Source organism: Pseudomonas sp. S8 (assembly GCF_050473925.1).
Classification (GTDB): Bacteria; Pseudomonadota; Gammaproteobacteria; order Pseudomonadales; family Pseudomonadaceae; genus Aquipseudomonas; species Aquipseudomonas parakoreensis.
The window spans coordinates 4,034,340-4,060,963 of record NZ_JBFDVZ010000016.1 but is presented as its reverse complement, the minus strand read 5'-3'; the positions used below and the strand labels follow the sequence as shown (position 1 = coordinate 4,060,963).

The following is a 26,624-nucleotide window of genomic DNA, read 5'->3' as shown; positions in this document are numbered from 1 at the left end:
CGATCTTTTGATCTTGCTTCAGCGCTTGTTCAGACCTCTGGCGAGGCGATCGCCCCCGAGCTGAATCACCGCCACCAACGCCACCAGCAACACAATCACCGTCAGCATGATCTGGCTGTCGAAACGTTGATAACCGTAGCGGTAAGCGATATCGCCCAAACCGCCGGCACCAATCGCCCCGGCCATGGCTGACGAGTTGATCATCGTCACCAGCGTAATCGTGAACCCGCCGACGATCCCCGGCAGCGCTTCCGGCAACAGCACATGCCAGACGATGTGCCAGCGCCGGCAGCCCATGGCTTGCGCCGCCTCGATCAAGCCGTGATCGACCTCACGCAGACTCACTTCGGCAATCCGCGCAAAGAACGGCGTCGCGGCGATGGTCAGCGGCACCACCGCCGCCCACACACCGTACGTGGTGCCGACAATCAGCCGGGTGAACGGAATCAGCGCGACCATCAGAATCAGAAACGGGATCGAGCGGAACAGATTCACGAACGCGCCCAGCGCCCGGTTGAGCAGCGGCGCCTGATAGATCCCGCCCTTGTCGCTGGTGACCAGAATCACCGCCATCGGGATCCCCACCAGCAACGCGATCAGCGACGACACGCCGACCATCAGAAAGGTGTCAATGAAACCCTGGAGCAAGCGATCAAACCACATAACCCGATACCTCCACCCGTTGCGCCCACTGCCCGGCGCGCTCGCGCAACTGTTCGGCGCTCAAGGATGAGCCGCTGACCGCCAGCAACAGTTGTCCCAGCGCATGCCCCTGAATCCGTTCGACGCCGCCCTGCAGCCATTTCACGCGTCCGCCGAGGGCGGCAAACAACGCGGCCAGATCCGGCTCGTCGTTGGCACTGCCAGTGAACTGCAAACGCAATACCACCGTCGCGCCCGGGGAGGGCGGCTGGGCATGCAGGCGACTCTGCAGTTCTTCCGGCAGTGCGTGCTGCAGCGGCGCGAGCAAGGTCTGACTGACCTCGTGTTGCGGATTGCCGAACACTTCCCAGACCGGGCCTTGCTCGACGATTCGCCCGTGTTCCAGGACCACCACGCGGTCGCAGATTTCGCGGATCACCGCCATTTCGTGAGTGATCAGCACAATGGTCAGGCCCAGGCGCTGATTGATCTCGCGCAGCAGGCCGAGGATCGACTGAGTGGTCTCGGGATCGAGCGCCGAAGTGGCTTCGTCGCACAGCAGAATGTCCGGGTCATGCACCAATGCGCGGGCGATGCCGACACGCTGTTTCTGCCCGCCGGAAAGCTGCGCCGGGTAAGCCTTGTGCTTGGCTTGCAGGCCGACCAGTTCGAGCAGTTCACGCACCTTCTGCTCGCGTTGCGCCTTCGGCACGCCCGCGACTTTCAGCGGCAGTTCGACGTTCTGCCACACGGTTTTGGCCGACATCAGGTTGAAGTGCTGGAAGATCATGCCGATCCTTCGGCGCAGCGCGACCAGGCGATCCTCATCGAACTCGCCGATGTCGACCTGGTCGATCAGCACCCGTCCCGCAGTCGGTTGTTCCAGACGATTGATCGTGCGGATCAGCGACGATTTGCCGGCGCCGCTGCGGCCGATGATGCCGAACACCTCGCCGCGCTGGATCGCCAGGTCGATGCCTTGCAGGGCCGCCACCGGGCCTTGCCGACCCGCGTAGGTTTTACCCAGGCCGATGAAGCGCACGTGGGCACGATTCAGCTCGGGATGCAGTTCGGTTTTTTCAGCATGTTTTGGCTCTGGAATCTCCAGTCGCCGTTGGATCGCGGCGGTCATGTTCAGCTTTCCCAACCGGCCTGATACAGCTTGCCGTGAGCCTTATCCAGCGCAGCTCGAACGGCCGGCGAGTGCTGGTAGATGTCGACGAATTTGATCAGGCGCGGGTCGTCCTTGCTCTTCGGCTGGATGACGAACTGGATCACGTATTCCTTGTGGTCGAGACCGTCGAACAGCAGCGCTGAGCCTGCGTCAAAAGTCTTCGCCAGACGAATATAGGCCGGGTAGCCCTGAACCAGATCGGCGTCATCGTAGGCGCGCACCAGTTGCACGGCTTCGACTTGGAGGATCTTGATCTTCTTCGGGTTGGCGACGATGTCGTCTTCGGTGGCCTTGTAGCCGACTCCAGGTTTGAGGGTGATCAGACCGGCCTTGGCCAGCAGTTGCAGACCGCGACCGCTGTTGATCGGGTCGTTGGCGATGGCGACGCTGGCGCCTTCAGGCAACTCGTCGAAGCTTTTGTATTTTTTCGAATAGAGGCCGACGTTGTTGATGATCCCCGGGGCGAACGGCACCAGGTCAAAACCGGAGGCCGCCTTGGCGTTTTCGAGGAACGGGATGTGCTGGAAGTAGTTCACGTCGATGTCGCCGGCGGCGAGGCTGACGTTCGGTGCGATCCAGTCGGTGAACTCCACCAGCTCGACTTTCAGGCCTTGTCTGGAGGCTTCCTCGACGGCGGCTTCCAGCGGAATCGCGAAGGCGGCGGTGGTGCCGATTTTAAGGGGTGCATCGGCGGCGAACACCGCCGAGCTGAACAGGCCGAAGGCCAGGGCCAGTGCTTTGACTGGGTGGGACAGGAATTTCTGGGTCATGGTGATTTTTCCAGTCAGTGCATGAATTTTGTGGTGTCTGGTCGGGCCTCATCGCTGGCAAGCCAGCTCCCACAGGTTTTGTGAACGCCACAGACCCTTGTGGGAGCTGGCTTGCCAGCGATGCTTTTAGCGGCGGTACGAAGATCCGGTATGTTGCTCAGGTAACTGCGCCCCTGCGTGAAACAGTTTTTCGCGCAAGCTGCCGCTGTCATACGCAGTCTTGTACGACCCGCGCCGCTGCAACTCCGGAATCACCAGCTCGATGAAATCGACATAGCTTTCCGGGGTCACGATGCGCGTCAGGTTGAAGCCGTCGAGACCGGTTTCAGCGATCCACGCTTCCAGTTCATCGGCCACTTGCTCGGGCGAGCCGACCACGGTGATGTAGCGGCCACCGAGGGCGTGCTGGTCGAGCAACTTGCGCCGAGTCCAGTCGTTGTTCTGCAGGTTCTTGGTCGCGGACTGGATGGCATTGCTCTTGACGTACTGGATCGGCTCGTCGATTTCGTATTGGGAAAAATCGATGCCGGTGGACGCCGAGAAGTGCGCCACACCGGCCTCGGCACTGGCATGACTCAAGTACTCGGCGTGCTTGGCCCACGCGGCTGCTTCGGTGGCGCCGACGATCACGTTGAGGCCCATGAACACCTTGATGTCTTCGGGATTGCGTCCGGCTTCGACGGCGCTGGCGCGGACCTTGTCCACCTGCACTTTGGTCGATGGCTTGTTCTGGCCGCTGATGAACACGCACTCGGCGTGACGCCCGGCGAACAGCAATCCACGATCGGAACTGCCAGCCTGGAACAGCACAGGCGTGCGCTGCGGCGACGGCTCGCAGAGGTGATAACCCTCGACTTGATAGAATTCGCCGTGGTGCTCGACCTTGTGCACCTTCTCCGGCTGGGCGTAGATGCGCTGCACGCGGTCATTGAGTACCGCACCGTTTTCCCAACTGCCCTCCCAGAGTTTGTAGAGCACTTCGAGGTACTCGTCGGCCTGATCGTAGCGACGGTCATGCTCGACCTGTTCGCGCAGGCCCATGGCCTTGGCGGCGCTGTCGAGGTAACCGGTGACGATGTTCCAGCCGACCCGACCGCGGCTCAGATGATCGAGCGTGGACATGCGGCGGGCGAACAGATAGGGCGGTTCATAGGTGAGGTTGGCGGTGAGGCCGAAACCGAGATTTTTCGTCACCGCAGCCATGGCCGACACCAGCAGCAGAGGATCGTTGACCGGCAACTGGATCGACTCTTTCAGCGTGACGTCCACCGAGTTCTGGTAGACGTCGTACACGCCGACGATGTCGGCGATGAACAGTCCGTCAAACAGCCCGCGCTCCAGCAACTGCGCCAGTTCGGTCCAGTATTCGATGGTGTTGTAGCGGGTCGAGGTGTCGCGCGGGTGTGTCCACAAACCGTGGTTGATGTGGCCAATGCAGTTCATGTTGAACGCATTGAGCAGAATCTTTTTCTTGCTCATCAAATGGTGCCCCGCAGTGGCGGCTTTTCATCGTTGAGGTAGTAATTGCCCACCGCGTGATACTTCCAGCGCACCGGGTCGTGCAGGGTGTGCACCCGAGCATTGCGCCAGTGACGGTCGAGGCCGTGTTCGATCAGGGTCGCCTGGCTACCGGCCAGTTCGAACAGGGTGCTGCCGGCCGCCAGCGAGATTTCAGTGCTGATCGCCCGCGCTTCGGCGACGGCAATCGAGGCAGCAGCGACGGTTTCGGCGTTGGTCTCGGCCTGGGCTTTGTCGAGGGATTCGCCGGCGCGTTCCAGCAGTGCTTCAGTGGCGTGCAGACGAATGCTCAAGTGGCCGAAGCTCTTCAGGGTCAGCGGGTCTTCGGTGGCCTTGTCATTACCGGAGTCGATCCACGGCCGGGTTTTGCTGCGCACGAAGTGCAGGGCATCTTCGTAAGCGGCGCGAGCGATGCCAGTGTCGATGGCGGCGTGAAGGATCTGTGCCAGCGGGCCGACCGTGGTTGGACGCTCGAAGGCGCTCTGGAACGGGATCACGTCGTCGGCGGCAACGTAGACGTCTTCGAACACCACCGAACCACTGCCGGTGGTGCGCTGGCCGAAACCGCTCCAGTCGTCGATCACCGTCAGGCCTTTGCTGTCACGCGGGACGAAGGCCAGTTGCTGCACGCCATTTTCATCGACCACGGAGGTCGGGATACGCTGCGCGTAGATCGCGCCGGTCGCATAAAACTTGCGCCCGTTGATGCGATAGCCGTTGCCGTCACGCTCGAGGCGGGTGACGCGGTCGTGGGCGGTTTTGGTACCGAGTTCCGCCAGGGCGTTGCCGAAGCGCTGGCCGGCCAGCACCTCGGCGTACAGCCGCTGTTTCTGCTCGTGGCTGCCGTTAACGCGCAGCACTTCGAGGGCGTAGAAATGGTTCTGCGGAATCTGCCCAAGAGAGCCGTCAGCCTGAGCGATCAGGGCGATGACTTTGGCCAGGGTCACGTTGGACACACCGGCGCCGCCATACTCCTTGGGCACGCTGATGCCCCACAGGCCAGAGCGGGAAAATACGTCGAGCTCCGGCAGTGGCAGGCGGCGTTCACGGTCGCGCACGGCACTGTCGCGTTTGAAATCTTCGGCCAGATCGCTGGCGACGATCAGGGCTTGCTCATCGCTGGTGATGACCGCGACGGGGTGGGAAAAAGTCATGGTTCTCTCCAATGCCTTTGAGAAAGTGTGCGGTCGTCAGATCCAGGAATGGCGGGCCGGCAAAGTACCGTTCAGGCGATAGGCGCCAACCGCGTGATATTTCCAGCGCACCGGATCGTGCAGGGTGTGCACCCGGGCGTTGCGCCAGTGGCGGTCGAGGTTGAATTCGGCGAGGGTCGCGCGGCTGCCGGCCAGTTCGAAAAGCTTCTCGCTGGCGAGCAAGGAAATCTCGGTAGTCAGCACTTTGGCTTCGGCCACCGCAATCGAAGCGCGGGCGGCGGACTCGGCGGTGAGCGGTGCGGCGTGCACCTGATCCAGCACTTGCCCGGCCTTGCGCAACAATGCCTCGGCGGCGTGCAGTTCGATTTTCAGTTTGCCGATGTCGGCGATCACGTAGAGGTCATCGCTGGCGCGCTCGGCCTTGGCGTCGATCCAGGGCCGCGCGCGGGTTTTGACGAATTCAATGGCATCGTCGATGGCGCCACGGGCAATGCCGGCGTCGATGGCTGCCTGAATCAGCTGCGACACGGCGCCTTGGGTGTTTGGCTTCTCGTTGATCTTCCAGTTGTCGACCACCAGGCTCGACTCAACCCGCACGTTGTTCAGCACAATCGTGCCGCTGGCGGTGGTGCGCTGACCGAAGCCCGACCAGTCATCAACAATGCGCAGGCCCGGGGTGCCACGACGGACGAAGGCCAGCACCTGCTTGCCGTCGTCATTGAGCGCCTTGACCGCCACCCAGTGCGCGAACAGCGCGCCGGTGGAATAAAACTTCTGGCCGTTGATCACGTAGTCATCGCCGTCGGCGGTGATGCGCGCTTTCAATTCCAGGGTGTTTTTGGTGCCGCGCTCAGGGCCGGCGTTGCCGATGCGCCAGCCTTCCAGAACACTCTGGAACAGCTGTTTTTTCTGCGCCTCGGTGGCGCTGCCGAGCACCAGATTGATGATGCCGAACTGGTTCTGCGGGATCTGTCCCAGCGCCGGGTCGGCCGCGGAAATGATCGCGAACACCTCGGCCAACGTGACAAACGAAACCTGTGGGCCGCCGTATTCATGGGGGATGGCAATGCTGCCCAGACCGCTGCGGGTGAACTGTTCGATTTCCGACCACGGCAGCTTGCGCTGGCGGTCGCGCCTGGCGGCCTGCACGCGGGCGACTTGCGCCAGCTCATGGGCGGCCTTGATGGCTTGGGTGTCGTTGCGCAAGACCTGCGCGGGCAACAACAACGGGGCGATGTCCAGATCCGACTGGACGTTTGCATCGGCCAGACTGGACATCAGTGCCGCTCCCTGGCTGCACGCAATGCCCTGGCGATCTGCACTGGGGTGATTGTGTTCCGGACCATACTACCTACCTCACATCTCATGAAAAACGCCGCAAAAGTGCGGCGAACGAAAGAATGTCCGGTGGTCCGGTTCATATACCCTAAGCGTGTATAAATATTAAATAAACTAACTTTTAGGAATATGTATAGAAGGGGCGGTGGTCGGGTTGGTTAACAGTCTCTCAGCCGTGGCAATACAACCTGTGGTGAGGGGATTTATCCCCGACAGGCCGCGCAGCGGCCCTTTCTGAATCATAAAAAATGGGACTGCTTCGCAGTCCGTCGGGGCGGTACGACTTCCCTGGATCCCCTCACTACAAAGCCCCATGAGTACAGGAATGCGGCATCAATCCTTGGTCGATTCAGCGGCCTTCAGATCCTGGCGCAGCGGCACCTTCAGATAAGGATTCACGCAACCGATCTTCAGCGTCCGTGGCGGTGCCCAGCGTGAGTTGTTGCCGACCCAGTCGATGACGCAGTAGGTCACGTCGAGGCGCAGATCCTCACCGCCCTCGACGATCACTGCCGGTGGCACCCAGACCTGAATCGGCAGGCCGACATCGGCAGCGGTGATTCGGGCCAGATCCATGCGCACATCGCCCCAGCGCAAGGTGATGGCGTCGTCCTCGGCCATGTTCAGGTAGGGTTCGATGGTCAGGGGCACACCGCGTTTGATCTGATTGGGGTTCACGCCCTGGCGGCGGATGGTATCGGGTACCGCGACCGGCGCCAGTTGCTGATTCTCGTCACCGCACAACGCCGAAGGCTGGCCGCCTGGGCAGTCGAGCTTGACTTGAACCCGGGTTGCCGCCGACAGCGCCGGTCCCTGCCCGATTTGCATGACCCGATAGTGAATCCGTGCGGTACCGCTGGCGATGAAGCTCTCCGGCACTCGCAGACTGACCGATGTGCCGAGGTCTTCACTGGTCAGGACGCGTGAGGCGACGTAGCAGTTGTTCCAGAACAGTTCGATCAGATCGCCGGCGTCCATACCGGGGTACGGCAGAACATCGATCAGCAGATGCGCGGCCGCGGCCAGGTTGACGGCGTTTTTCTGCGCGGCTGCCAGGTGTGGGGCTGCCAGTTCGGGGGTATGCGAAGTGCGGATCATCGGGCTCTCTCCTTGAAATCTTGCGGCGAATTCCGTTTCTTGAAAAAACAAAAGGCGTGATGAATCGGTTATGCAGCCTGAACTTTTGTTCAGACTGAGTGCGAATTGATTCAACTAGTGGGTGCCGGTTGACGACTAGATAAGAGTGTGCGGGAAAGAGTGTCAATAGAGTGTATTAGTTAATCCGTGAATTACCGATTAATCAGAAGATTCCTACGTTGTGCAGTCACGCTGCCTAGCCGCAATGGCGAATGGAACTACGGTTTTTTGGCAGTTTTTATTGTTTTAGTGCAGGCGAGTTTGGATCGTTTCGCAGGCAAAGAGATGCGCAACGGATTAAGCCCAACGGCTGCAGAACATGTATGTATTGTTTTGACAGGTTTTAGAATGGAGGGGCTTAGATGTCTGTGTAGGCGGGAAAAGTATAACTTCCATCCGTGGAAGTTAATGACTCCAGACAATAAGCTTCTCAGGCGTGATTCAGAAACTTGCTGAGAAACTGTTTGGTGCGCTCTTCTTTCGGGTTGGCAAACAAGGCTTTGGCTTCGCCTTGCTCGACGATCACGCCCTTGTCAAAAAACACCACACGGTTGGCCACATCGCGGGCGAACCCCATTTCGTGAGTGACGATGACCATGGTGCGTTTTTCTTCAGCCAGACCACGAATGGTCGCCAACACTTCGCCGACCAGTTCCGGGTCGAGCGCCGAGGTCGGTTCGTCGAACAGGATCACTTCCGGTTCCATCGCCAGCGCCCGGGCAATCGCCACGCGCTGTTGCTGACCGCCGGAGAGACGACGCGGATACGCATCTTCCTTGCCGGCCAGACCGACCTTGGCCAACAGCTTCATGCCCAGGGCAACGGCTTGTTCGCGCGGCATCTTCTTGACCACGATCGGCCCTTCGATGACGTTTTCCAGGGCGGTGCGGTGCGGGAACAGGTTGAAGTTCTGGAACACGAAACCTACGTGCTGGCGCAGGTTGCGCACCAGGCTTTGTTGCTGGCTCAGAGGACGGCGGGTATCGATCTCGATATCGCCGACCTTGATCCGGCCGCTGGTGGGCTCTTCAAGGAAATTCAGGCAGCGCAGGAACGTGGTTTTACCCGAACCGCTGGGGCCGATGATGGCCACGACCTCGCCTTCCTTTACTTCAAGATCGATGCCTTTGAGCACCTCTTGACCCTTGAACTGCTTTGTCAGTTTTTCCACGACAATCATGGGTCAGGACTCCTGGTCGTGCCGATTGGCCCGCTCTTCCAACTTGTTCTGCAGGTGCGAGAGCACCGTGGCCAGAATCCAGTAGATCAGCGCGGCGGCAAGATACATGGTGAAGACTTCGAAAGTCCGGGCGGTAATCAGTTGCGCCTGGCGGAACAGTTCCGGCACCTGAATGGTGGCGGCCAGTGCCGTGTCCTTGACCAGCGAAATGAAGCTGTTGCCCAACGGCGGCAGCGCCGTGCGCATGGCCTGCGGCAGGATGGCCCGGCGCAGGGTTTGCGCACGGGTCATGCCGATGCTGGCAGCGGCCTCCCATTGACCACGTTCGATCGAACCGATCGCCGCGCGGAGGATTTCACAGGCGTAGGCGGCCATGTTCAGCGAGAAGCCGATCAGCGCCGCCGGCAGCGGATCCAGTTCCAGACCCAGTTGCGGCAAGCCGTAATAGATCACGAACAGTTGCACCAGCAACGGCGTGCCGCGGAAGAACGACACGTAGATGCGGGCAATCCAGCTCACCAGTTTGAAGCGCGACAGGCGCATCAAGGCCAGGCCGAAGCCCAGCAGCAAGCCGAAGAACATGCCGCCCAGGCTGAGGATAACCGTGTAGTACGCGCCCTTGAGCAGAAAGGGCGCGGAGTCCAGTGCGAGTTGGAAAGCTTCTTCCATTATTTGGTGACGTCAGCGTTGAAGTATTTCTTCGACAGCTTCTCAAGGGTACCGTCGGCACGCAGCTCGTCGAGGGCTTTGTTCACCGCAGCCAGCAGCTCAGGCTCGCCTTTGCGCAGGGCGATACCGGATTCCTGACGGGAGAACGCTTCACCGGCAGCCACGGTTTTCGGGGCTTTCTTGGCGTATTCCAGTGCGGCCAGACGGTCGATCAAAATGGCGTCGGTGCGGCCGTTGTTCAGGTCGGCGAACTTGGTCGGATCATCGTCGTAGGTGCGCACGTCAGCGCCCGGCACGTTGGCGCGAACCCATTGTTCGTAGTTGGTGCCCAAGCCGACACCGACTTTCTTGCCAGACAGGTCGGCAGCGGTCTTGATGTTCAACTTGGCTTCCTTGTCCTTCAGCACCAGCGCCTGGATCCCGGAAACGGTGTACGGCTCGGAGAAGTCATATTTCTTCTTGCGCTCGTCGGAGATGGTCACTTGGTTGACCACGACGTCCAGACGCTTGGATTCCAGCGCGGCGAGGATACCGTCCCACTTGGTCGGCTGAATCTTGGCTTTCACGCCGAGTTTCTGCGCCAGGGCTTCGGAGAGCTCGACTTCGAAACCGGACAGTTTGCCGTCGGCGTCAACGAAGCTGAACGGTGGGTAAGTGCCTTCCAGGCCGACGTTGATGACGCCTTTGTCCTTGATCTGTTGCAGCTGCTCACCGGCGGTTGCCTGGCCGATCAGGCCGGCGCTCAGTGCAAGGCCCAGCGAACCTACCAGCAGAGTGCGACGTAGTGCGGAAAAATTCATGACAAGCCCCTGTGTTTTCTTATGGAAGACGCTTAAGGAAAGTTGGCGAATCCGGGAGTTCAACGACTGCGTTATCGTGCCCTAAAGCAGCTTATGCGTCTTGCCCGAAATTCGCCTGCGGCGAGACTATAAGATGTCTGCTTTAGACTTGAAAATACTTAATGATCTTTCTGTTATTCCAATTTCGAATATATGTGATTAATTGTGGCGAGGGGATTTATCCCCGATGGGGCGCGAAGCGGCCCTCTCTTCTGACTTGAAGAGCAGGGGACTGCTGCGCAGTCCAACGGGGATAAATCCCCTCACCACAGAAATTCTTGCAGCAGGGAGGATCAGCTTGTCAGCGAATCCTTGTAGGCAAACAACGCCGGCGCCCCACCGGTATGCAGGAAGATGATCGGGCCCTCGTCGAAACGCTGGCGGCCGATCCCGTCGAGCAACCCGGCCATGGCCTTGCCGGTATACACCGGGTCGAGCAACACCGCGTCCTGACTGGCCAACAGCTTCACCGCCGCCAGTGTTCCGGCATTCGGCTCGCCGTAACGCGGACCGAAGTATTCGTCCCACAACGCGACCTTGAAGTTCACTGGCAATTTCACACCCAGCAGCTCCGCCGTGCGTTCGGCCAGACCCTGCACTTTCGGGCGCTGATCTTCTTCGCTGCGCGAGACGGTCACGCCGATCACCGGCAATTGCGGCAGCGCTTCGCTCAACGCCAGCGCCAGACCACTGTGGGTCCCGGCGCTGCCCGAGGCCAGCACCACGGCGGCGAATTCCAGGCCGGTGTCCTTGATCTGCTCGGCCAGTTCCAGACCGGCACGCACGTAGCCCAATGCACCGAGAGCATTGGAGCCACCGATCGGCACCAGATACGGTTTCTTGCCATTGCTGCGCAGGCGCACGGCGAGTGCGGCGAGTTGTTCGTCGGCGTTGTCGAGGTTGTCCACCAACTCGACCTTGGTGTCGAACAGATCGAGCAGCAGGCGGTTGCCGTTGCCGGTGTAGTTGCTGTCGTCGGTGCCCAGCGGATTCTCCAGCAACGCCACGCAACCCAGGCCGAGTCTGGCCGCCAATGCGGCGGTCTGGCGTACGTGATTCGATTGCAAGGCGCCGGCGGTGATCAGCGTGTCGGCGCCCTGAGCGAGGGCATCGGCGGCGAGGTATTCGAGTTTGCGCAGCTTGTTGCCGCCCATGGCCAGCGGCGTCAGGTCATCGCGTTTGATGTACACATCGCGACCCAGCCAGGCGGACAGGCGTTCGAGTTTTTCCAGAGGCGTCGGTTGGCCGAGCAGGTCGAGACGGTTAAAGCGATCCAGCTGTTGTTTGATCATGAGCCCGTACTGGCGGAGGAAGATGACAGGACTATAGGCAGGCCGTTTTAACGGGGCAACCGTGAATTGCTTATAGCCAAATGTGCTTAGGCCAGCACTATCGGTTCTTAATTCGTCCTTGCGGGCATGTCGTAAAGTAGTCGCCGTTGACGCGGCCAGACCGGCCGCCTGTGAGGAGTCTTTACCGTGAGTGAGCGTTCCAGCCATTGGCAATTGCAGACCATCGTCAGCCAACTGCGTACCGCGCGGGATCAGTGGCGTACCCAGAATGGCCGGGCCAGTGGCGAGCAGGGTGGTCGCGAGTTGCCGTCCCGCGCGGCGATGGCCGAGATTCTCGAGGCGCTGTGTGGTGCGTTGTTCCCGATGCGGCTGGGACCGGTGGATCTGCGTGAGGAAAGCGAAGACTTCTATGTCGGCCACACCCTCGATACCGCGTTGAATGCCTTGCTGGCGCAGGCGCGGCTGGAATTGCGGTATGTCGCCCGGCACAGCGCGCAAGGCGATGCTGATGTCGAAGCGCAGGCGATCCGCATCATTCAGGACTTCGCCCTGGCCTTGCCGGGCCTGCGCAGCCTGCTCGATACCGACGTGCTGGCGGCCTATCACGGTGACCCGGCGGCACGCAGCGTCGATGAGGTGCTGTTGTGCTATCCGGGGATTCTGGCGGTGATTCACCATCGTCTGGCGCACCATCTGTATCGTGCCGGGTTGCCGTTGCTGGCGCGGATCAGCGCGGAAATTGCGCACTCGGCCACCGGCATCGACATCCATCCGGGCGCGCAGATCGGCCGCAGTTTCTTCATCGACCACGGCACCGGTGTGGTGATCGGCGAGACCGCGATCATCGGCGAGCGGGTGCGGATTTATCAGGCCGTGACCTTGGGCGCCAAGCGCTTCCCGGCCGATGAAGACGGGCAGTTGCAGAAGGGCCATCCACGCCATCCGATTGTCGAGGATGATGTGGTGATTTATGCCGGAGCGACGATTCTGGGGCGGATCACCATCGGCCAGGGTTCGACCATTGGCGGCAATGTCTGGCTGACCCGCAGTGTGCCGGCGGGGAGCAACCTGACCCAGGCCAATCTGCAGCATGATGACGGGACGCAGAAGTAAGATTTCCAGTTCGTTTGTGGAGAGGGAGCTTGCTCCCGCAGGACTCCCAATTGCGACTGACGCCGGATTGGGACTGCTGCGCAGTCCAGCGGGAGCAAGCTCCCTCGCCACAATTTTCGCATCGAACCAGGTTGATGGCATTCAGCCAATTCTCCATTGAACGAATCCCTTCAAACCCGCGTCATACCCCTCCTTGGGCTGCTGTACGAAAACTACCGCCTGGCCCCGCGATTAGTCCTTACCACCCTATCCATGTTTAACTTGAACGTTCATTCAAGTTAAACCGGTGGTTCGCTGCCCGCTCACAACAGGAGGCTTGCCTTTGCTGAGTCCGATCATTTCAGCCACGATTCAACCCCTCGAGGTGCACGTTTCATGAGTGCATCGTCTACCCCCGCCAGCGGTCTGGTACGCATGAATCCGCCGGTGTTCTACTTCGCCGCGACGGTGATTCTGCTGTTTGGTCTGGTTGTCATCGCCATGCCGGAGCAGGCAGGAGCCTGGTTGCTGGCTGCGCAAAACTGGGCGGCCAATACGGTCGGCTGGTACTACATGCTTGCGATGACGCTGTATCTGGTCTTCGTGGTGGTCACCGCGTTATCGGGCTACGGCAAGATCAAACTCGGTGCCGACCACGACGAACCCGAGTTCAGTTACCTGTCCTGGGCCGGCATGCTGTTCGCCGCCGGGATCAGCATCACGCTGTTCTTCTTCTGCGTGTCCGAACCGCTGACCCACATGCTGCAACCGCCGCAAGGCGAGGCCGGCACTGCCGATGCGGCGCGGCAGGCGATGCAGATTCTGTTTCTGCACTGGGGCCTGCATGGCTGGGGCGTGTTCGCCTTTGTCGGCATGGCGCTGGCCTATTTCGCCTACCGGCATAACCTGCCGCTGGCCTTGCGTTCGGCGCTGTACCCGCTGATCGGCAAGCGCATCAACGGCCCCATCGGTTACGCGGTAGACGGCTTCGGCATTATCGCTACGGTGTTCGGCCTGGGTGCCGACATGGGTTTTGGTGTGCTGCACCTCAACTCGGGTCTGGACTACCTGTTCGGCATCGCCCACACCCAATGGATTCAGGTCGGCCTGATCACGCTGATGATGGGCGCGGCGATCATCGTCGCCGTCTCCGGTGTGGACAAGGGCGTGCGAGTGATGTCCGACATCAACATGTTGCTGGCCTGTGCGCTGCTGCTGTTCGTGTTGTTCGCCGGTCCCACCCAGCATCTGCTCAACACCCTGATCCAGAACCTCGGCGACTACCTCGGCGCGTTGCCGATGAAGAGTTTCGACCTCTACGCCTACGACAAACCAAGCGACTGGCTCGGCGGCTGGACCGTGTTCTACTGGGCCTGGTGGATCGCATGGTCGCCGTTCGTGGGCCTGTTCATCGCGCGGATTTCCCGTGGCCGCACCATCCGCGAATTCGTCTTCGGCGTGCTACTGATTCCGCTCGGTTTCACCCTGGCGTGGATGTCGATCTTCGGCAACAGCGCCATCGATCAGGTGCTCAACCACGGTATGTCGGCGCTGGGCATGTCGGCCCTCAACAACCCGTCGATGAGTCTTTATCTGCTGCTGGAAACCTACCCGTGGAGCAAAACCGTCATCGCGGTGACGGTGTTCATCAGCTTCGTGTTCTTCGTCACTTCTGCCGATTCCGGCACCGTGGTGCTTTCGACCTTGTCGGCGAAGGGCGGCAATCCGGACGAAGACGGGCCGAAATGGCTGCGCGTGTTCTGGGGCGCGATGACCGCGCTGGTGACCAGTGCGCTGCTGTTCTCCGGCAGCATCGACGCGCTGAAATCGGCGGTGGTGCTGACCTCGTTGCCGTTCTCGATGATTTTGCTGCTGATGATGTGGGGCCTGCACAAGGCGTTCTATCTGGAGTCGCAGAAGCAGATCGCGCAGTTGCATTCGCTGGCACCGGTCTCCGGTTCGCGGCGTGGCACGGGCGGCTGGCGCCAGCGTCTGAGTCAGGCGGTGCACTTCCCGTCGCGCGACGAGGTGTACCGCTTCATGGACACCACGGTGCGTCCGGCGATTGAGGAAGTGACGGCGGTCTTCGTCGAGAAAGGCTTGAACGTGGTCACCCAGCCGGATCCGGCGCACGACAACATCAGCCTGGAAATCGGCCACGGTGAGCAGCATCCGTTCATCTACCAAGTGCAGATGCGCGGCTACTTCACACCGTCGTTTGCCCGGGGTGGCATGGGTTCCAAGCAACTCAACAACCGCCGCTACTACCGCGCTGAAGTGCACTTGAGCGAGGGCAGTCAGGACTACGATCTGGTCGGCTACACCAAGGAACAGATCATCAACGACATCCTCGACCAGTACGAACGCCACATGCAGTTCCTGCATCTGGTGCGTTGATCGGCAACTGAGCGCCGGGACGTTTCACGACTCGGCGCTCAGTACCATGAACAACACCATCGCCGCCATCGGCACCCCGAACACTGCGCTGCCCACCGCGATCTCCGAACCCAGCGGTTGCCCGGCATGCACCACCCCCACCGCACCATTGATCACCGTCAACGCCAGCCACAGCGCGGCGAAGCTGTAGGCCAACGTCTGCCGGCTGAAACCGACGCGCTCGCCGATGTAGAGCATCAGGGCGAGCAGGACGAGGCCGAAGAAGATGATGATGGCGGTGTGCATGGGTGTACCTGCGAGTTATGCGTTGCTTGATCGGACGCCTTCGCGGGCAAGCCCGCTCCCACAGTGATCTCGGTCATTCACAGATTCTGCGTACAACCAAAGTCCTGTGGGAGCGGGCTTGCCCGCGAAGGAGCCACCTCGGTGTCATTAAGAGCATAGCCACGTCAGCCCGCATCAATACAAGCCAACCATTCTCGATCAGACACATTTCGCGACGCATTCAAATGTATCTGGACGGCAAGGCCCTTTCTCGCTGGCTCGCGCCTGCCGTTGGTCGAACCAATTACCGAGCGTTTGTTCACCCAGCTAATATTTCTCAGAGTGTGTATCGTGTGTATAAATCGGTTGCTTACGCCCTGAAGTGACCTGCTCTTGCTGTCGAACAGGGCGAAGGAAATGCGTAGTCGGGAAATGATCAGGATGATCGAGGAGGATGGTTGGTATCTGGTTGCAGTGAAGGGTAGTCACCATCAGTACAAGCATCCGCGCAAGCCGGGTCGGGTGACGATCAAGCATCCGGATTCAGACCTTCCCAAAGGGACGATCAACAGCATTTTGAAACAGGCGGGGTTGAAATGAAGCCCGTTATTGGAAGTGAAAGTCCTTTTATGGACACGTCAGACGAAGGATTCACGTTTATGAAATTCCCGGTTGTTTTGCACAAGGATGCCGACTCGGACTACGGAGTGATTGTCCCGGATGTACCGGGGTGCTTCTCCGCAGGTACCACGGTAGCCGAAGCTTTTGAAAACACTCAGGAGGCTCTGGCCCTGCACTATGAGGGGCTGGTGGCTGATGGTGCACCGTTGCCTCGAGTTCGGGACATTGATGCACATCTCGACAACCCGGATTATGCGGGTGGAATCTGGGGTGTCGTCGACTTTGATATCACACCCTATTTCGGCAAGTCGGTACGCTTCAACGCCACGTTGCCCGAGCAACTGCTGGAGCGTATAGATCAAACAGTCAGGCGTGATCAACGCTACAGTTCCCGCTCCGGATTTCTGGCCGCCGCTGCGTTACGCGAATTGTCGGCATAACCTGTAGGAGCTGCCGCAGGCTGCGATCTTTCGCTTTTAAAAGCCAGAATCAAAAGATCGCAGCCTGCGGCAGCTCCTACAGAAGCATGTTCGTCAGGTGCTCTCGCGCTCGATCATTTGGCACTGCAACAGATTCAGCCGCTGCACATCATCGCTCGGCAGCACCCCAAGGCTTTCCAATACCCGCGTTGCCGCCAGCACGCCGATCTCCAGTGCCGGTGGCTTGATCGTGCTCAGGCTCGGCAACAGCATCTCGGCGAACGGGTAATCGCCGAAGCCGAGCACGGCGCAGTCTTCGGGAATTCTGAGGCCGGCGCGTTGCCCGGCGAGCAGGCCGCCGGCGGCGAGGTTGTCGTTGGCGAAGATGATCGCGTCTGGGCGCGGAGCGGCGTTCATCAGCGCTTCCATCGCTTGCTTGCCGGCTTCGAACGGCGCGCGGTCGGCGTCGGGGGCGAATACCCAAGGCTCAAGGCCGAACTCGCGCACGGTGGCGGCATAACCGTCGCGACGTTCGAGGGCGCTGAGGTCACCGAGTGCGCTGTTCTGCACGAAGGCGATGCGGCGATAGCCTTTGTCATGCAGATAACGCGCAGCGCTCACGCCGACTTCATAGTGCGAAAAGCCAATCTGCATCGGCTCGCGATCCGGCTGGTAATCCCAGGTTTCGATCACCGGAATATCCGCTTCGGCGATCATCTTTTCCGTGCCCGAACTATGGAAATGACTGGTCAGCACCAACGCGGCCGGCGACCAGCCAAGAAATGCGCGTACGGCGTTTTCTTCCTGTTCGGTGCTGAAGTAACTCGACGCCAGCAGCAGCTGATAACCGTGGCGGCTGAGGGTGTCGCTGAAGCCCTGAATGGTGTTGGCAAAAATCGGCCCGGAGATGTTCGGAATCACCATGCCGACGATTTTCCCTCGCGCCGAGGCCAGGCCACCGGCCACCAGATTCGGCACATAACCCAGCTCGGCCACTACCGCTGCAATGCGCTCGCGACGTTCCGGCGAGACGGTTTCCGGCTGATTGAAATAGCGCGACACGGTAATCGCCGAGACGCCAGCCTCGCGCGCCACTGCATTCAGGGTCACGCGTCCGGCGCCACGGCGTTTGCGAGGCTTTTCCTGGCTCAAGTCTCGATCCTTCTTAAAAACAAAAACGCATATAAAAGTAATTTTTCAGTATTGGACGCTCTATGCCGAGCTTGCCAATACTGGCGATGTTAGCGCTAACAAAGCGCATTGTCTGCTACTCGCTCGAGCGAATGCCCAAGACACCGATTCAGGCGCTGTCGTCGCAGAACGGCAGCGGTTCAGGGCCAATTTCGAGCGGGCAACCATGCACAACACTCCTGGGGCGACACACAAACTGGCGCAATCGATTCGCGCCGCTGGCTGGATCTTTACCGGGCTGGCGGCGTTGCCGCTGCCCACGGCTTTCGCCGCCGACAGCAGCGAACAAGAGCCGACCCTCAAGTCCGTCACGGTGACCGCTACCCGCCGCGAAGAGTCGCTGCAAAAAGTGCCGGTGGCAGTGTCGGTGATCGATGGTGAACAACTGGAGCGCGACAACCGTAACGGCGTGGCAAGCATCGTCCAGCAAGTGCCGTCGCTGAATTTCCGCACTGGGGCGTCGAACAAGGACACCTCGTTGTTTGTGCGGGGCGTCGGCACGATTTCCACCTCGCCCGGCGTCGAGCCAACGGTGGCCACGGTGATCGATGGCGTGGTCTATGCGCGTCCCGGTCAATCGACGCTCGACCTGCTGGATCTGGAGCGCGTCGAAGTGCTGCGTGGCCCGCAAGGTACGCTGTTCGGCAAGAACGCCTCGGCCGGTGTGCTCAACATCACCAGCAAGGCGCCGACCAACGAGACCCACGGCTACATCGACCAGTCGTACTACAGCGGTAACGAAAGCCGCACCCGCTTCGGCATTGGCGGCAGCCTGATTCCGGACACGCTCAAGGGGTCGATCAGCACCCTATTCGGCACGTACGACGGCAACGTCGATAACCAGCACAACGGCCAGGAGGTCAACGGCTACAACCATCGCGGGGTGCGCGGCAAACTCGAATTCACCCCGAACGACGACGTCACCTTCACCTTGATTGCCGACTACATGCAGTCCCACGACGACGGCCCCAACGGCGTGATCAGCAAGTCGCTGACCCCGGCCTTCGCCAACGCGCTGGGCCCGGTCTACGCCAGCAGCCACAACCGCGACATCAACACCGACACCCGCAGCCATGTCGAGGATACCAACAAGGGCCTGTCCGGCCAGCTCGACTGGCAACTGGGTGATTACACCCTGACGTCGATTACCGCGTGGCGTGGCTGGGACAATACGCAGTATCAGGACGGCGATCGGCTGAGCACGATCACGGCAGCGTTCCCCGGCACCGCCGACAAGGGCGATCTGGCCTTCGACCAGTACTCGCAGGAGCTGCGCCTGGCTTCGCCGAAAGGTGAGTTCCTCGAATACGTCGGCGGCCTGTTCTACATGCACGGCAAGGATGACGAGACCTATCAGCGCACCTTGACCACCACCACGCGCACCGACCGTGGCGTCGCCGATTACAGCACCACCAGCGACAGCTACGCGGCGTTCGGCGAAGCCACACTGAACTTCACCTCGGACTTTCGCGGCATCGCCGGCCTGCGCTACACCCACGATGATCTGGAATACGAACACCGCCGCGTCTCGACCTCGGCGAACACGGTCATCGGCATTCAACCGGCCACCAGCAGTTCCGGTTCGGTGGACGAGGACGGCTGGTCCGGTCGGCTCGGCGTGCAGTACGACCTCAGCGATGCAGTCACCACGTACCTGACCTATTCACGCGGCTACAAAGGCCCGGCCTACAACGTGTTCTTCAACATGCAGCCGCGTGACACCGAAGCGCTGAAACCGGAAACCTCCAATACCTGGGAGGCGGGAATCAAGGCCACCAGCTGGAACAACCGGCTGACCACCAACCTCGCGGTGTTCCACAGCGATTACGACAACTACCAGGCGAACTTTTTCGACACGGTCGCCGGGCAAGTGGTGACGCGCCTGATCAACGCCGGCAGCGTCAGCACCGAAGGCGTCGAACTCGATTACGCCTTGCAGGCGACCCAGCAACTGAAGTTCTCCGGTGCGCTGGCCTACACCCGTGCGCGCATCGACCAGTTCAGCTGCCCGGTGGGCGCGGCGGCGTCGTGCAACGTCAATGGCAAACCGCTGCCGTTCAGTCCGGACTGGAAAAGCTACGTGCGCGCCGACTACAGCATCCCGCTGGACAACGGCCTCGATATCGAACTCGGCACCGACTACAGCTGGCAGAGCGAAGTGCAGTACGACATCAGCCAGAACGCCGACACCAAACAAGGCGCTTACGGCATCTGGAACGCCAGCGTCGCGCTCGCCGATTACAGCAACGGCTGGCGTGTGGCGCTGCTGGGCAAGAACCTCGCCGACAAGTCCTACTCACCGTTGCTGGCCAACGGCGGCAGCTACATCTACCGCGCCGTGCCACGGGATGACGAGCGCTACTTCGGCGTGCAACTGCGCAAGGATTTCTGAGATGAGCAGACAGCTGAAACTTGGCGCCTTTCTCATGGCCACCGGGCACCACGTCGCCGCGTGGCGGCACCCGCAGGTACCGGCCAATGCCGGTCTGGATTTCGCCCACTACAAGCGTCTGGCGCAGCTTGCCGAGGCGGCGAAGTTCGACACGCTGTTCGTCGCCGACAGCGTCGCCGCGCCGACCCAGGACATCGCCAGCCGCATGGCGCGCTCGGATCACTTCGAACCGCTGACCTTGCTCTCGGCCCTGAGCGCGGTGACCGAGCACATCGGCCTGATCGCCACGGCGACCACCAGCTACAACGAGCCGTACCACGTGGCGCGCAAATTCGCCTCGCTCGATCATCTGTCGGGCGGCCGCGCCGGGTGGAATCTGGTGACCTCGGACAACGCTGCCGAGGCACTGAACTTTGGTCGCGATGAGCACATCGGCCACGCCGAGCGCTACAGCCGCGCCCGGGAGTTTCATCAGGTGGTCAGCGGGCTGTGGGACAGTTGGGAGGATGATGCGTTTGTCCGCGACAAGGCCAGTGGCGCCTATTACGACCCGTCGAAGCTTCACGTGCTGGATCACGTCGGTGAACACTTTCGGGTGAAAGGCCCGCTGAACGTCGCACGCTCGCCACAGGGACAACCGGTGATCGTGCAGGCCGGCTCGTCCGAAACCGGGCGTGAGCTGGCGGCACAAACTGCTGAAGTGGTGTTCACCGCGCAGACTTCACTGGCTGGCGCGCAGGCGTTCTACGCCGACCTCAAGGGACGTCTGGCCAAGTACGGACGCAGTGCCGATTCGCTGAAAATCATGCCGGGAGTGTTTGTCGTCGTCGGGCAGACAGAAGCCGAAGCGCAGGAAAAATGTGAAACGTTTCAGCAATTGGTCGAACCGGAGGTTGGCGTCGCCTTGCTTGGGCGTATGCTGGGCAACTTCGACTTGTCGAAGTACCCGCTGGACGGACCGCTACCGGATTTGCCACTGACCGACAGCGGCCAGCAGAGCCGGCAGAAACTGCTCACTGAGCTGGCGGGGCGGGAGCATCTGACCCTCGCCGAATTGGGCCGCAGGATTGCCGGTGGACGCGGGCATTACAGCCTGGTGGGCACGCCGACGCAGATCGCCGATCACTTGCAGGCGTGGTTCGAACGAGGCGCGGCGGATGGCTTCAACGTGCTGGTGCCGCACCTGCCGGGCGGTCTCGAAGACTTCGCCCATGGTGTGGTCCCGGAACTGCAGCGGCGCGGGCTGTTCAGAACCGAGTATGAGGGCCGGACGTTGCGCGACAACCTGGGCCTGGCCCGACCGCAAAACAGATTTGTGTAAACACCCTGTGGTGAGGGGATTTATCCCCGATGGAGGGCGTAGCCGTCCCAAAAATTCGCCACAGAGAACGCAGATTCTAGGGCGGCTTCGCCGCCCATCGGGGATAAATCCCCTCACCACAAAGTTGGGATTCACCCTCAAATTGCTGTTAATCAAACAAGAGAGGATTCGATGACGTACTCCGCTGCCGAAAACCGCTACGACTCCATCCCTTACCGCCGCGTCGGCCGCAGCGGTCTGGTGCTGCCGGCGCTGTCGCTGGGCCTGTGGCACAACTTCGGCGACAGCACGCCGATCGACACCCAGCGCGCCCTGCTGCGCACCGCGTTCGACCTGGGCATCAACCACTTCGACCTGGCCAACAACTACGGTCCGCCATACGGCAGCGCCGAAATCAATTTCGGTCGCCTGCTGCGCGAAGATTTCAAGCCGTACCGCGATGAGCTGATCATCTCGAGCAAGGCCGGTTGGGACATGTGGCCCGGCCCGTATGGTCAGGGCGGCGGCTCGCGCAAATACGTGCTGGCCAGCCTCGACCAGAGCCTGCAGCGCCTCGGTCTGGACTATGTGGATATCTTCTATTCGCACCGCTTCGACCCGGACACCCCGCTGGAAGAAACCGCCAGCGCCCTCGCCACCGCCGTGCAGCAGGGCAAGGCGTTGTACATTGGCATCTCGTCGTACTCCGGGGTGAAAACCCGCGAGATCGCTGCGCTGCTCAAGGAATGGAAAGTGCCGCTGCTGATTCATCAGCCGGCGTACAACCTGCTCAATCGCTGGGTGGAAAAAGACCTGCTCGACACCACCGAAGAACTCGGCACTGGTGTGATCGCGTTCACGCCGTTGGCCCAAGGTCTGCTGACCGACAAATACCTCAATGGCGTGCCGGCGGATGCGCGGGTCAATCGTCCGGGCGGTGGTTCGCTGCAGGCGTCGCACTTGTCCGAGGCCAACATTGCGCACGTGCGTGCGTTGAACGAGATCGCCAAACGTCGCGGCCAGAGCCTGGCGCAACTGGCACTGGCCTGGACCCTGCGTGATCCACGGGTGACCTCGGCGCTGATCGGCGCGAGCCGGCCGGAGCAGATCATCGAGAACGTCGGGGCGTTGAAGAATCTGAGCTTCAGTGCTGAGGAACTGGCGGAGATCGACCGCTTTGCCCAGGAGGGCGGGATCAATCTGTGGGAGAAGCCGTCGACCGCTGAATAAGTGACTGGCGCCGAATTATTCGGCGCCTGCTCTGACGCTTTCGCGGGCAAGCCCGCTCCCACAGGGTTCCAGTCGTACACAAAGTCTGTGAACGGTGCTGTACCTGTGGGAGCGGGCTTGCGAAGGGGCCAGTTCAGGCAATGAGGAAATCGGGCCTCATTTGAAGAACGGCACATCCCCCAACACCGTCGCCCGCTGCATCACCCGCCGCGCCGGACGGTAATCATCCACCGCGTAATGCTGGGTCACGCGGTTATCCCAGAACGCAATGTCATCCTTCTGCCAGCGCCAGCGAATGGTGAATTCGGGCCGCGTTGCATGAGCGAACAGGAATTTCAGAATCGCTTCGCTCTCGGTGTCCGACAGTTCGTTGATCTTCGAGGTGAAGCCTTCGTTGATGAACAACGAACGGCGTCCGCTCACCGGGTGAGTGCGGATCACTGGATGTGACAACGGTGGGTTCTTGCGTCGTGCCTCTTCCCACTGTGCCAGGGCTTCCGGCGTGTTGCCGTAGCGCTCCAGCGGAAACGAGCGGGTGAAATCGTGAGTTGCAGTCAACCCTTCGAGCAAGGTTTTCATCGGCGCCGACAGCGCTTCATAGGCGGCAATCCCGCTGGCCCACAACGTATCGCCGCCGAACTCCGGCAGCAGCTTGGCGCTGAGTACCGCGCCCATCGCCGGGGTCGGCAGGAAGGTCACGTCGGTGTGCCAGATCGCGTTGTCGCGCACGTCGGTGACGGCGGTGTCGAGGATCAGCACCTCGGGCTGCTCCGGCACGTTCGGGTAGATCGGATGGATGTGCAGGTCGCCAAAGTACGCCGCGAAACGCGCCTGTTGCGAAGGCTCGATCGGCTGGTTGCGGAAGAACAGCACCTGGTACTTGAGCAGCGCCTGCTCGATGGCATTGCGCTGTTCCAGGTTCAACGGCTGGCTGACGTCGACGCCGCTGATCTGCGCGCCGAGGGCCGAGCTTAAGGGGGTGATGGTCAGGCTGCTCATGATGGTTCTCTTCAATTCCGGGTAACCGCGCCCCTGTAGGAGCTGCCGCAGGCTGCGATCTTTTGATTTGTTTTTTAAAAGCCGATCAAAAGATCGCAGCCTTCGGCAGCTCCTGCACGGGAGGATTCACAAATGCTTTAGTGGGTTTGGCCGTGCCACGGCACCAGTTTGCGCTGCAGGGCGCGCAGGCCCATTTCCATGGCGAAGGCAATCAGGGCGATCACCAGAATCCCCAGCACCACCACATCGGTGACCAGAAATTGCGCGGCCGACTGCACCATGAAACCCAAACCGCTGGTGGCGGCGATCAGTTCGGCGGCGACCAGGGTCGACCAGCCAACGCCCAGACCGATGCGCACACCGGTCAGAATATCTGGCAGGGCGCTGGGCAAAATCACATGGCGGATCAACTGTGCGCGGGTCGCACCGAGCGACTGAGCAGCGCGCAGTTTCGCCGGGTCAACGGTGCGCACGCCGGTCGCGGTGGCAATGGCAATCGGCGCGAAAATCGCCAGGTAGATCAGCAGCACTTTCGACAACTCGCCGATGCCGCACCAGATCACGATCAGCGGCAGATACGCCAGCGGCGGAATCGGCCGATAGAACTCGATCAGCGGGTCAAGCACACCACGGGCAATACGGTTGGCGCCGATGGCGATGCCCACCGGCACTGCGGTCAGAATCGCGAAGCCGAGGCCCAGACCGATACGGCTCAGGCTCGCGCCCAGGTGCTGCCACAGGGTCGAATCCATGTAACCAGTGGTCGCCAGCAACCAGCCTTTTTGCAGCACGGCGGACGGTGGCGGCAGGAACAGCGGTTCGATCAAGCCGGTGGCAGTCACGGCCCACCAGATCACCAGCAAGGCGAACAGGGTCAGCAGGCTGATCCAGCGGGTGCTGAGGCTGCGCCGGATTGGAATTGCCACCGACGGGGTTTTCACAGCGGGGGCGGAAACGTCGTAACTGCTCATGCGCGCTCCTGCCGTTGCACGGCGCTGCGTTGCGAGAACACTCTGCTCAAAACGTGCTCGCGGGTTTCGATAAAACGCGGGTCGGATTTGATCGCTCGCGCCGACTCACCGGCGGCGTAGCGTTGGCCGAAATCCAGATGCAGACGCTCGACGATCTGCCCCGGATTCGGCGCCAGCAGAATCAGGTCAGTGGCGAGGAATACCGCTTCTTCGATGTCGTGGGTAATCAGGAACACCGGTTTGGCGGTGCGCTGCCAGACTTGCAGCAACAGCTCCTGCATCTGCTCGCGGGTGAACGCATCGAGGGCGCCGAAGGGCTCGTCCATCAGTAGCACACGCGGGTCGGCGGCGAGGGCGCGGGCCAGGCCGACGCGCTGTTTCTGGCCGCCCGAGAGCTGCCAGATACGGCGGTGTTCAAAACCTGAGAGATCAACCAGCGCAAGCATTTCCCGGGCGATCTTTTCGCGCTTGTCCTTGGCGACGCCGGCCAGCTCCAGACCGAACGCGACGTTGGCCAACACATCCTGCCAGGGCAGCAGGGCGTCATCCTGGAACACCACGCCGCGTTCGGCGCTCGGGCCTTTGACCGGCACGCCGTCGAGGGTGATACGCCCGGCGCTGGGTTCGACGAAGCCGGCAATCAGGTTCAACAGCGAGGTCTTGCCACTGCCGGACGGGCCGAGGGCGACCAGCAATTGCTGAGGCCCGAGGGTCAGGGAAATGTCCGCCAGCACCGGTTCCGGGCTGCCCGGGTACTGTGCGCTGATGCGCTCCAGCTGTAGCAAGGCCATCGCAGTCAACTCCCGATCAATTGGTGATGTATTTGGCGCTGACGTACGGCGCGTAGTCCGGCAGTACGGCTTCGACCTTGCCTTGTTCCTTGAGGAACGCGGCGGTGTCGGTGATGGCTTGGGTGGTCGGCGCGCCGAGGCTGATCACCTGATCAGCCGCCAGCGGGTAGACGTTGCCCTGCAGCAGCAATGGAATGTCGCTGGCCTTGGCGCCGGAAAGCTTCACCAGCTTGTCGACGTGGGACTGGTCGGCGAGCCAGGCTTTGGGATCCTTGCGGTAATCGGCGTAGGCGTCGAGGGTGACCTTGGCGAACGCGGTGACGATTTCCGGGTGTTTCTCGGCGAAGTCTTTGCGCACGATCCAGGCATCGAAGGTCGGCGCGCCGAACTTGGCCAGTTCGCCGGAGGTGATCAGCACTTTGCCGTTTTCCTTGGCCACACCGAGGGCCGGATCCCACACGTAAGTGGCGTCGATATCACCGCGTTTCCACGCGGCGATGATCGCTGGCGGGGCGAGGTTGAGCACGGTGACTTTCGACGGATCGATGTTCCAGTGTTTCAGCGCGGCGAGCAGGCTGTAGTGACCGGTGGACACGAACGGCACGGCGATTTTCTTGCCGATCAGATCCTGTGGGGTCTTGATCCCGGAACCGTCGCGGGCGACCAGTGCTTCGGCGGCGCCGATCTGGGTGGCGATGAGGAAAGTTTCCACCGGGACTTTGCGGGTGATCGCAGCGGTCAACGGGCTGGAACCGAGGTAGCCGATCTGCACATCACCCGAAGCAATGGCGGCGATGATGTCGGCGCCGTTGTCGAACTTGCGCCAGCTGATGTCGGCTTTGGTGGCTTTCTCGTAGGTGCCATCGGCCTGGGCGACTTTCGCCGGGTCGACGGTGGTCTGGTAAGCGACGGTGAGGTCGGCGGCCTGCGCCAGAAAGCTCGCAGCAGCCAGAGAGGCCACGGCCAGCAGGCGAAGCGGGAAATTCAGTTTCATGGGGAGTGCTCCAAATCAGGCGACCGACGATCGGCGTGAAAGGAGACTAAATGATCTAAGAAACTAAAAATAAATAACTTTTTAGACTTAGCTTATGAGCGGAAAAATCTAAGCGGAGGGATTGCTGGTGAGGCCATTGTGGCGAGGGAGCTTGCTCCCGCTGGAGTCCGGAGGACTCCCATATCAATTCATCACGGTGCTGCTGATGCACCGGGGGACTGAGATTGCGACTGCTGCGCAGCCGAGCGGG

General features: G+C 61.0%; 24 protein-coding genes. 7 read left to right on the top strand and 17 right to left on the bottom strand.

The window, feature by feature from the left end:
- Positions 1-18: 18 nt before the first annotated feature.
- The 11 genes from AB1J88_RS19475 to AB1J88_RS19425 form a co-directional block, all read right to left on the bottom strand.
- Entirely contained in the window at positions 19-663 is a 645-nt protein-coding gene (locus AB1J88_RS19475) for a methionine ABC transporter permease (RefSeq protein ID WP_027611182.1), read from the bottom strand.
- Complete coding sequence (locus AB1J88_RS19470) at positions 653-1,774, bottom strand: methionine ABC transporter ATP-binding protein (protein WP_430291757.1); 1,122 nt, start codon at positions 1,772-1,774, stop codon at positions 653-655. Before AB1J88_RS19470 ends, AB1J88_RS19475 begins: the two co-directional genes overlap by 11 nt.
- A 2-nt stretch (positions 1,775-1,776) precedes the next feature.
- Entirely contained in the window at positions 1,777-2,586 is an 810-nt protein-coding gene (locus tag AB1J88_RS19465; protein WP_041071164.1) for a MetQ/NlpA family ABC transporter substrate-binding protein, read from the bottom strand.
- A 126-nt stretch (positions 2,587-2,712) separates the two neighbouring features.
- Positions 2,713-4,065 carry an LLM class flavin-dependent oxidoreductase gene (locus tag AB1J88_RS19460; RefSeq protein WP_315438577.1) on the bottom strand — a complete coding sequence of 451 codons (1,353 nt, stop codon included), beginning with the start codon at positions 4,063-4,065 and terminating at the stop codon, positions 2,713-2,715.
- Positions 4,065-5,258, bottom strand: coding sequence for an SfnB family sulfur acquisition oxidoreductase (locus tag AB1J88_RS19455; RefSeq protein WP_222017311.1), 1,194 nt, complete (start codon positions 5,256-5,258; stop codon positions 4,065-4,067). The genes AB1J88_RS19460 and AB1J88_RS19455 overlap by 1 nt, the downstream gene beginning before the upstream one ends.
- A gap of 36 nt (positions 5,259-5,294) precedes the next feature.
- Positions 5,295-6,536, bottom strand: coding sequence for an SfnB family sulfur acquisition oxidoreductase (locus AB1J88_RS19450; protein ID WP_430291756.1), 1,242 nt, complete (start codon positions 6,534-6,536; stop codon positions 5,295-5,297).
- 393 nt (positions 6,537-6,929) lie between these two features.
- Positions 6,930-7,694 (bottom strand): hypothetical protein, encoded by a 765-nt coding sequence (locus tag AB1J88_RS19445; protein WP_430291755.1) that lies wholly within the window; start codon positions 7,692-7,694, stop codon positions 6,930-6,932.
- A gap of 469 nt (positions 7,695-8,163) precedes the next feature.
- Entirely contained in the window at positions 8,164-8,913 is a 750-nt protein-coding gene (tcyN, locus tag AB1J88_RS19440; RefSeq protein ID WP_047290800.1) for an L-cystine ABC transporter ATP-binding protein TcyN, read from the bottom strand.
- A 3-nt stretch (positions 8,914-8,916) separates the two neighbouring features.
- Entirely contained in the window at positions 8,917-9,582 is a 666-nt protein-coding gene (gene tcyL / locus AB1J88_RS19435) for a cystine ABC transporter permease (protein ID WP_003220607.1), read from the bottom strand.
- Positions 9,582-10,382, bottom strand: a complete 801-nt coding sequence (gene tcyJ, locus AB1J88_RS19430) for a cystine ABC transporter substrate-binding protein (protein ID WP_041071182.1) — start codon at positions 10,380-10,382, stop codon at positions 9,582-9,584. Before tcyJ ends, tcyL begins: the two co-directional genes overlap by 1 nt.
- 332 nt (positions 10,383-10,714) lie before the next feature.
- Entirely contained in the window at positions 10,715-11,713 is a 999-nt protein-coding gene (locus tag AB1J88_RS19425) for a D-cysteine desulfhydrase (RefSeq protein ID WP_430291754.1), read from the bottom strand.
- A gap of 186 nt (positions 11,714-11,899) precedes the next feature.
- Between AB1J88_RS19425 and epsC the strand changes: the two genes are divergently transcribed.
- Both epsC and betT read left to right on the top strand, forming a co-directional pair.
- Complete coding sequence (gene epsC / locus AB1J88_RS19420) at positions 11,900-12,826, top strand: serine O-acetyltransferase EpsC (protein ID WP_041071188.1); 927 nt, start codon at positions 11,900-11,902, stop codon at positions 12,824-12,826.
- Positions 12,827-13,240: 414 nt separating this feature from the next.
- On the top strand, positions 13,241-15,202 hold the full coding sequence (betT, locus tag AB1J88_RS19415) for a choline transporter BetT (protein WP_430292701.1): 1,962 nt from the start codon (positions 13,241-13,243) through the stop codon (positions 15,200-15,202).
- A 24-nt stretch (positions 15,203-15,226) separates the two neighbouring features.
- On the opposite strand, the gene AB1J88_RS19410 is transcribed toward betT, so the two are convergent.
- Positions 15,227-15,487 carry a hypothetical protein gene (locus AB1J88_RS19410; protein WP_003220613.1) on the bottom strand — a complete coding sequence of 87 codons (261 nt, stop codon included), beginning with the start codon at positions 15,485-15,487 and terminating at the stop codon, positions 15,227-15,229.
- A 396-nt stretch (positions 15,488-15,883) separates the two neighbouring features.
- On the opposite strand from AB1J88_RS19410, the gene AB1J88_RS19405 reads away from it, so the two are divergent.
- The gene (locus AB1J88_RS19405) at positions 15,884-16,066 is read left to right on the top strand and encodes a type II toxin-antitoxin system HicA family toxin (protein WP_027611194.1); all 183 of its coding nucleotides are present in this window, start codon (positions 15,884-15,886) and stop codon (positions 16,064-16,066) included.
- Positions 16,063-16,527: a type II toxin-antitoxin system HicB family antitoxin gene (locus tag AB1J88_RS19400; RefSeq protein WP_430291753.1), complete on the top strand. Its 465-nt coding sequence runs from the start codon at positions 16,063-16,065 to the stop codon at positions 16,525-16,527. Before AB1J88_RS19405 ends, AB1J88_RS19400 begins: the two co-directional genes overlap by 4 nt.
- A gap of 93 nt (positions 16,528-16,620) precedes the next feature.
- On the opposite strand, the gene AB1J88_RS19395 is transcribed toward AB1J88_RS19400, so the two are convergent.
- The gene (locus AB1J88_RS19395) at positions 16,621-17,658 is read right to left on the bottom strand and encodes a LacI family DNA-binding transcriptional regulator (RefSeq protein WP_430291752.1); all 1,038 of its coding nucleotides are present in this window, start codon (positions 17,656-17,658) and stop codon (positions 16,621-16,623) included.
- A gap of 205 nt (positions 17,659-17,863) precedes the next feature.
- Here AB1J88_RS19395 and AB1J88_RS19390 point away from each other — a divergent pair, with 205 nt between their 5' ends.
- The 3 genes from AB1J88_RS19390 to mgrA all read left to right on the top strand — a co-directional run bounded on the left by AB1J88_RS19390 (position 17,864) and on the right by mgrA (position 22,619).
- Positions 17,864-20,089 (top strand): TonB-dependent receptor, encoded by a 2,226-nt coding sequence (locus AB1J88_RS19390; protein ID WP_430289910.1) that lies wholly within the window; start codon positions 17,864-17,866, stop codon positions 20,087-20,089.
- 1 nt (position 20,090) lies between these two features.
- Entirely contained in the window at positions 20,091-21,410 is a 1,320-nt protein-coding gene (locus AB1J88_RS19385; RefSeq protein ID WP_430289909.1) for an LLM class flavin-dependent oxidoreductase, read from the top strand.
- 171 nt (positions 21,411-21,581) lie between these two features.
- Positions 21,582-22,619, top strand: coding sequence for an L-glyceraldehyde 3-phosphate reductase (gene mgrA, locus AB1J88_RS19380; protein ID WP_430289908.1), 1,038 nt, complete (start codon positions 21,582-21,584; stop codon positions 22,617-22,619).
- Between the two features lie 156 nt (positions 22,620-22,775).
- On the opposite strand, the gene tauD is transcribed toward mgrA, so the two are convergent.
- The 4 genes from tauD to tauA form a co-directional block, all read right to left on the bottom strand.
- On the bottom strand, positions 22,776-23,618 hold the full coding sequence (gene tauD, locus AB1J88_RS19375; protein WP_430289907.1) for a taurine dioxygenase: 843 nt from the start codon (positions 23,616-23,618) through the stop codon (positions 22,776-22,778).
- Positions 23,619-23,755: 137 nt separating this feature from the next.
- Entirely contained in the window at positions 23,756-24,589 is an 834-nt protein-coding gene (tauC, locus tag AB1J88_RS19370) for a taurine ABC transporter permease TauC (protein WP_430289906.1), read from the bottom strand.
- A complete protein-coding gene (gene tauB / locus AB1J88_RS19365) occupies positions 24,586-25,380 on the bottom strand; it encodes a taurine ABC transporter ATP-binding subunit (protein WP_430289905.1) in 795 nt (264 codons plus the stop codon). Before tauB ends, tauC begins: the two co-directional genes overlap by 4 nt.
- Before the next feature lie 16 nt (positions 25,381-25,396).
- A complete protein-coding gene (gene tauA, locus AB1J88_RS19360; RefSeq protein WP_430289904.1) occupies positions 25,397-26,374 on the bottom strand; it encodes a taurine ABC transporter substrate-binding protein in 978 nt (325 codons plus the stop codon).
- Positions 26,375-26,624 lie beyond the last annotated feature (250 nt).

Excerpts from the sequence above, each read along its gene's own strand:
- AB1J88_RS19460 (WP_315438577.1), bottom strand. The coding sequence starts at position 4,065 with ATGAGCAAGAAAAAGATTCTGCTCAATGCGTTCAACATGAACTGCATT.
- tauC (WP_430289906.1), bottom strand. The coding sequence starts at position 24,589 with ATGAGCAGTTACGACGTTTCCGCCCCCGCTGTGAAAACCCCGTCGGTG.
- mgrA (WP_430289908.1), top strand. The coding sequence starts at position 21,582 with ATGACGTACTCCGCTGCCGAAAACCGCTACGACTCCATCCCTTACCGC.
- AB1J88_RS19475 (WP_027611182.1), bottom strand. The coding sequence starts at position 663 with ATGTGGTTTGATCGCTTGCTCCAGGGTTTCATTGACACCTTTCTGATG.
- AB1J88_RS19410 (WP_003220613.1), bottom strand. The coding sequence starts at position 15,487 with ATGCACACCGCCATCATCATCTTCTTCGGCCTCGTCCTGCTCGCCCTG.
- AB1J88_RS19455 (WP_222017311.1), bottom strand. The coding sequence starts at position 5,258 with ATGACTTTTTCCCACCCCGTCGCGGTCATCACCAGCGATGAGCAAGCC.
- AB1J88_RS19465 (WP_041071164.1), bottom strand. The coding sequence starts at position 2,586 with ATGACCCAGAAATTCCTGTCCCACCCAGTCAAAGCACTGGCCCTGGCC.
- AB1J88_RS19385 (WP_430289909.1), top strand. The coding sequence starts at position 20,091 with ATGAGCAGACAGCTGAAACTTGGCGCCTTTCTCATGGCCACCGGGCAC.
- tauA (WP_430289904.1), bottom strand. The coding sequence starts at position 26,374 with ATGAAACTGAATTTCCCGCTTCGCCTGCTGGCCGTGGCCTCTCTGGCT.
- AB1J88_RS19425 (WP_430291754.1), bottom strand. The coding sequence starts at position 11,713 with ATGATCAAACAACAGCTGGATCGCTTTAACCGTCTCGACCTGCTCGGC.
- betT (WP_430292701.1), top strand. The coding sequence starts at position 13,241 with ATGAATCCGCCGGTGTTCTACTTCGCCGCGACGGTGATTCTGCTGTTT.
- AB1J88_RS19470 (WP_430291757.1), bottom strand. The coding sequence starts at position 1,774 with ATGACCGCCGCGATCCAACGGCGACTGGAGATTCCAGAGCCAAAACAT.
- AB1J88_RS19390 (WP_430289910.1), top strand. The coding sequence starts at position 17,864 with ATGCACAACACTCCTGGGGCGACACACAAACTGGCGCAATCGATTCGC.
- tauB (WP_430289905.1), bottom strand. The coding sequence starts at position 25,380 with ATGGCCTTGCTACAGCTGGAGCGCATCAGCGCACAGTACCCGGGCAGC.
- AB1J88_RS19445 (WP_430291755.1), bottom strand. The coding sequence starts at position 7,694 with ATGATCCGCACTTCGCATACCCCCGAACTGGCAGCCCCACACCTGGCA.
- tcyL (WP_003220607.1), bottom strand. The coding sequence starts at position 9,582 with ATGGAAGAAGCTTTCCAACTCGCACTGGACTCCGCGCCCTTTCTGCTC.
- AB1J88_RS19400 (WP_430291753.1), top strand. The coding sequence starts at position 16,063 with ATGAAGCCCGTTATTGGAAGTGAAAGTCCTTTTATGGACACGTCAGAC.
- AB1J88_RS19450 (WP_430291756.1), bottom strand. The coding sequence starts at position 6,536 with ATGTCCAGTCTGGCCGATGCAAACGTCCAGTCGGATCTGGACATCGCC.
- tcyN (WP_047290800.1), bottom strand. The coding sequence starts at position 8,913 with ATGATTGTCGTGGAAAAACTGACAAAGCAGTTCAAGGGTCAAGAGGTG.
- tauD (WP_430289907.1), bottom strand. The coding sequence starts at position 23,618 with ATGAGCAGCCTGACCATCACCCCCTTAAGCTCGGCCCTCGGCGCGCAG.
- tcyJ (WP_041071182.1), bottom strand. The coding sequence starts at position 10,382 with ATGAATTTTTCCGCACTACGTCGCACTCTGCTGGTAGGTTCGCTGGGC.
- AB1J88_RS19405 (WP_027611194.1), top strand. The coding sequence starts at position 15,884 with ATGCGTAGTCGGGAAATGATCAGGATGATCGAGGAGGATGGTTGGTAT.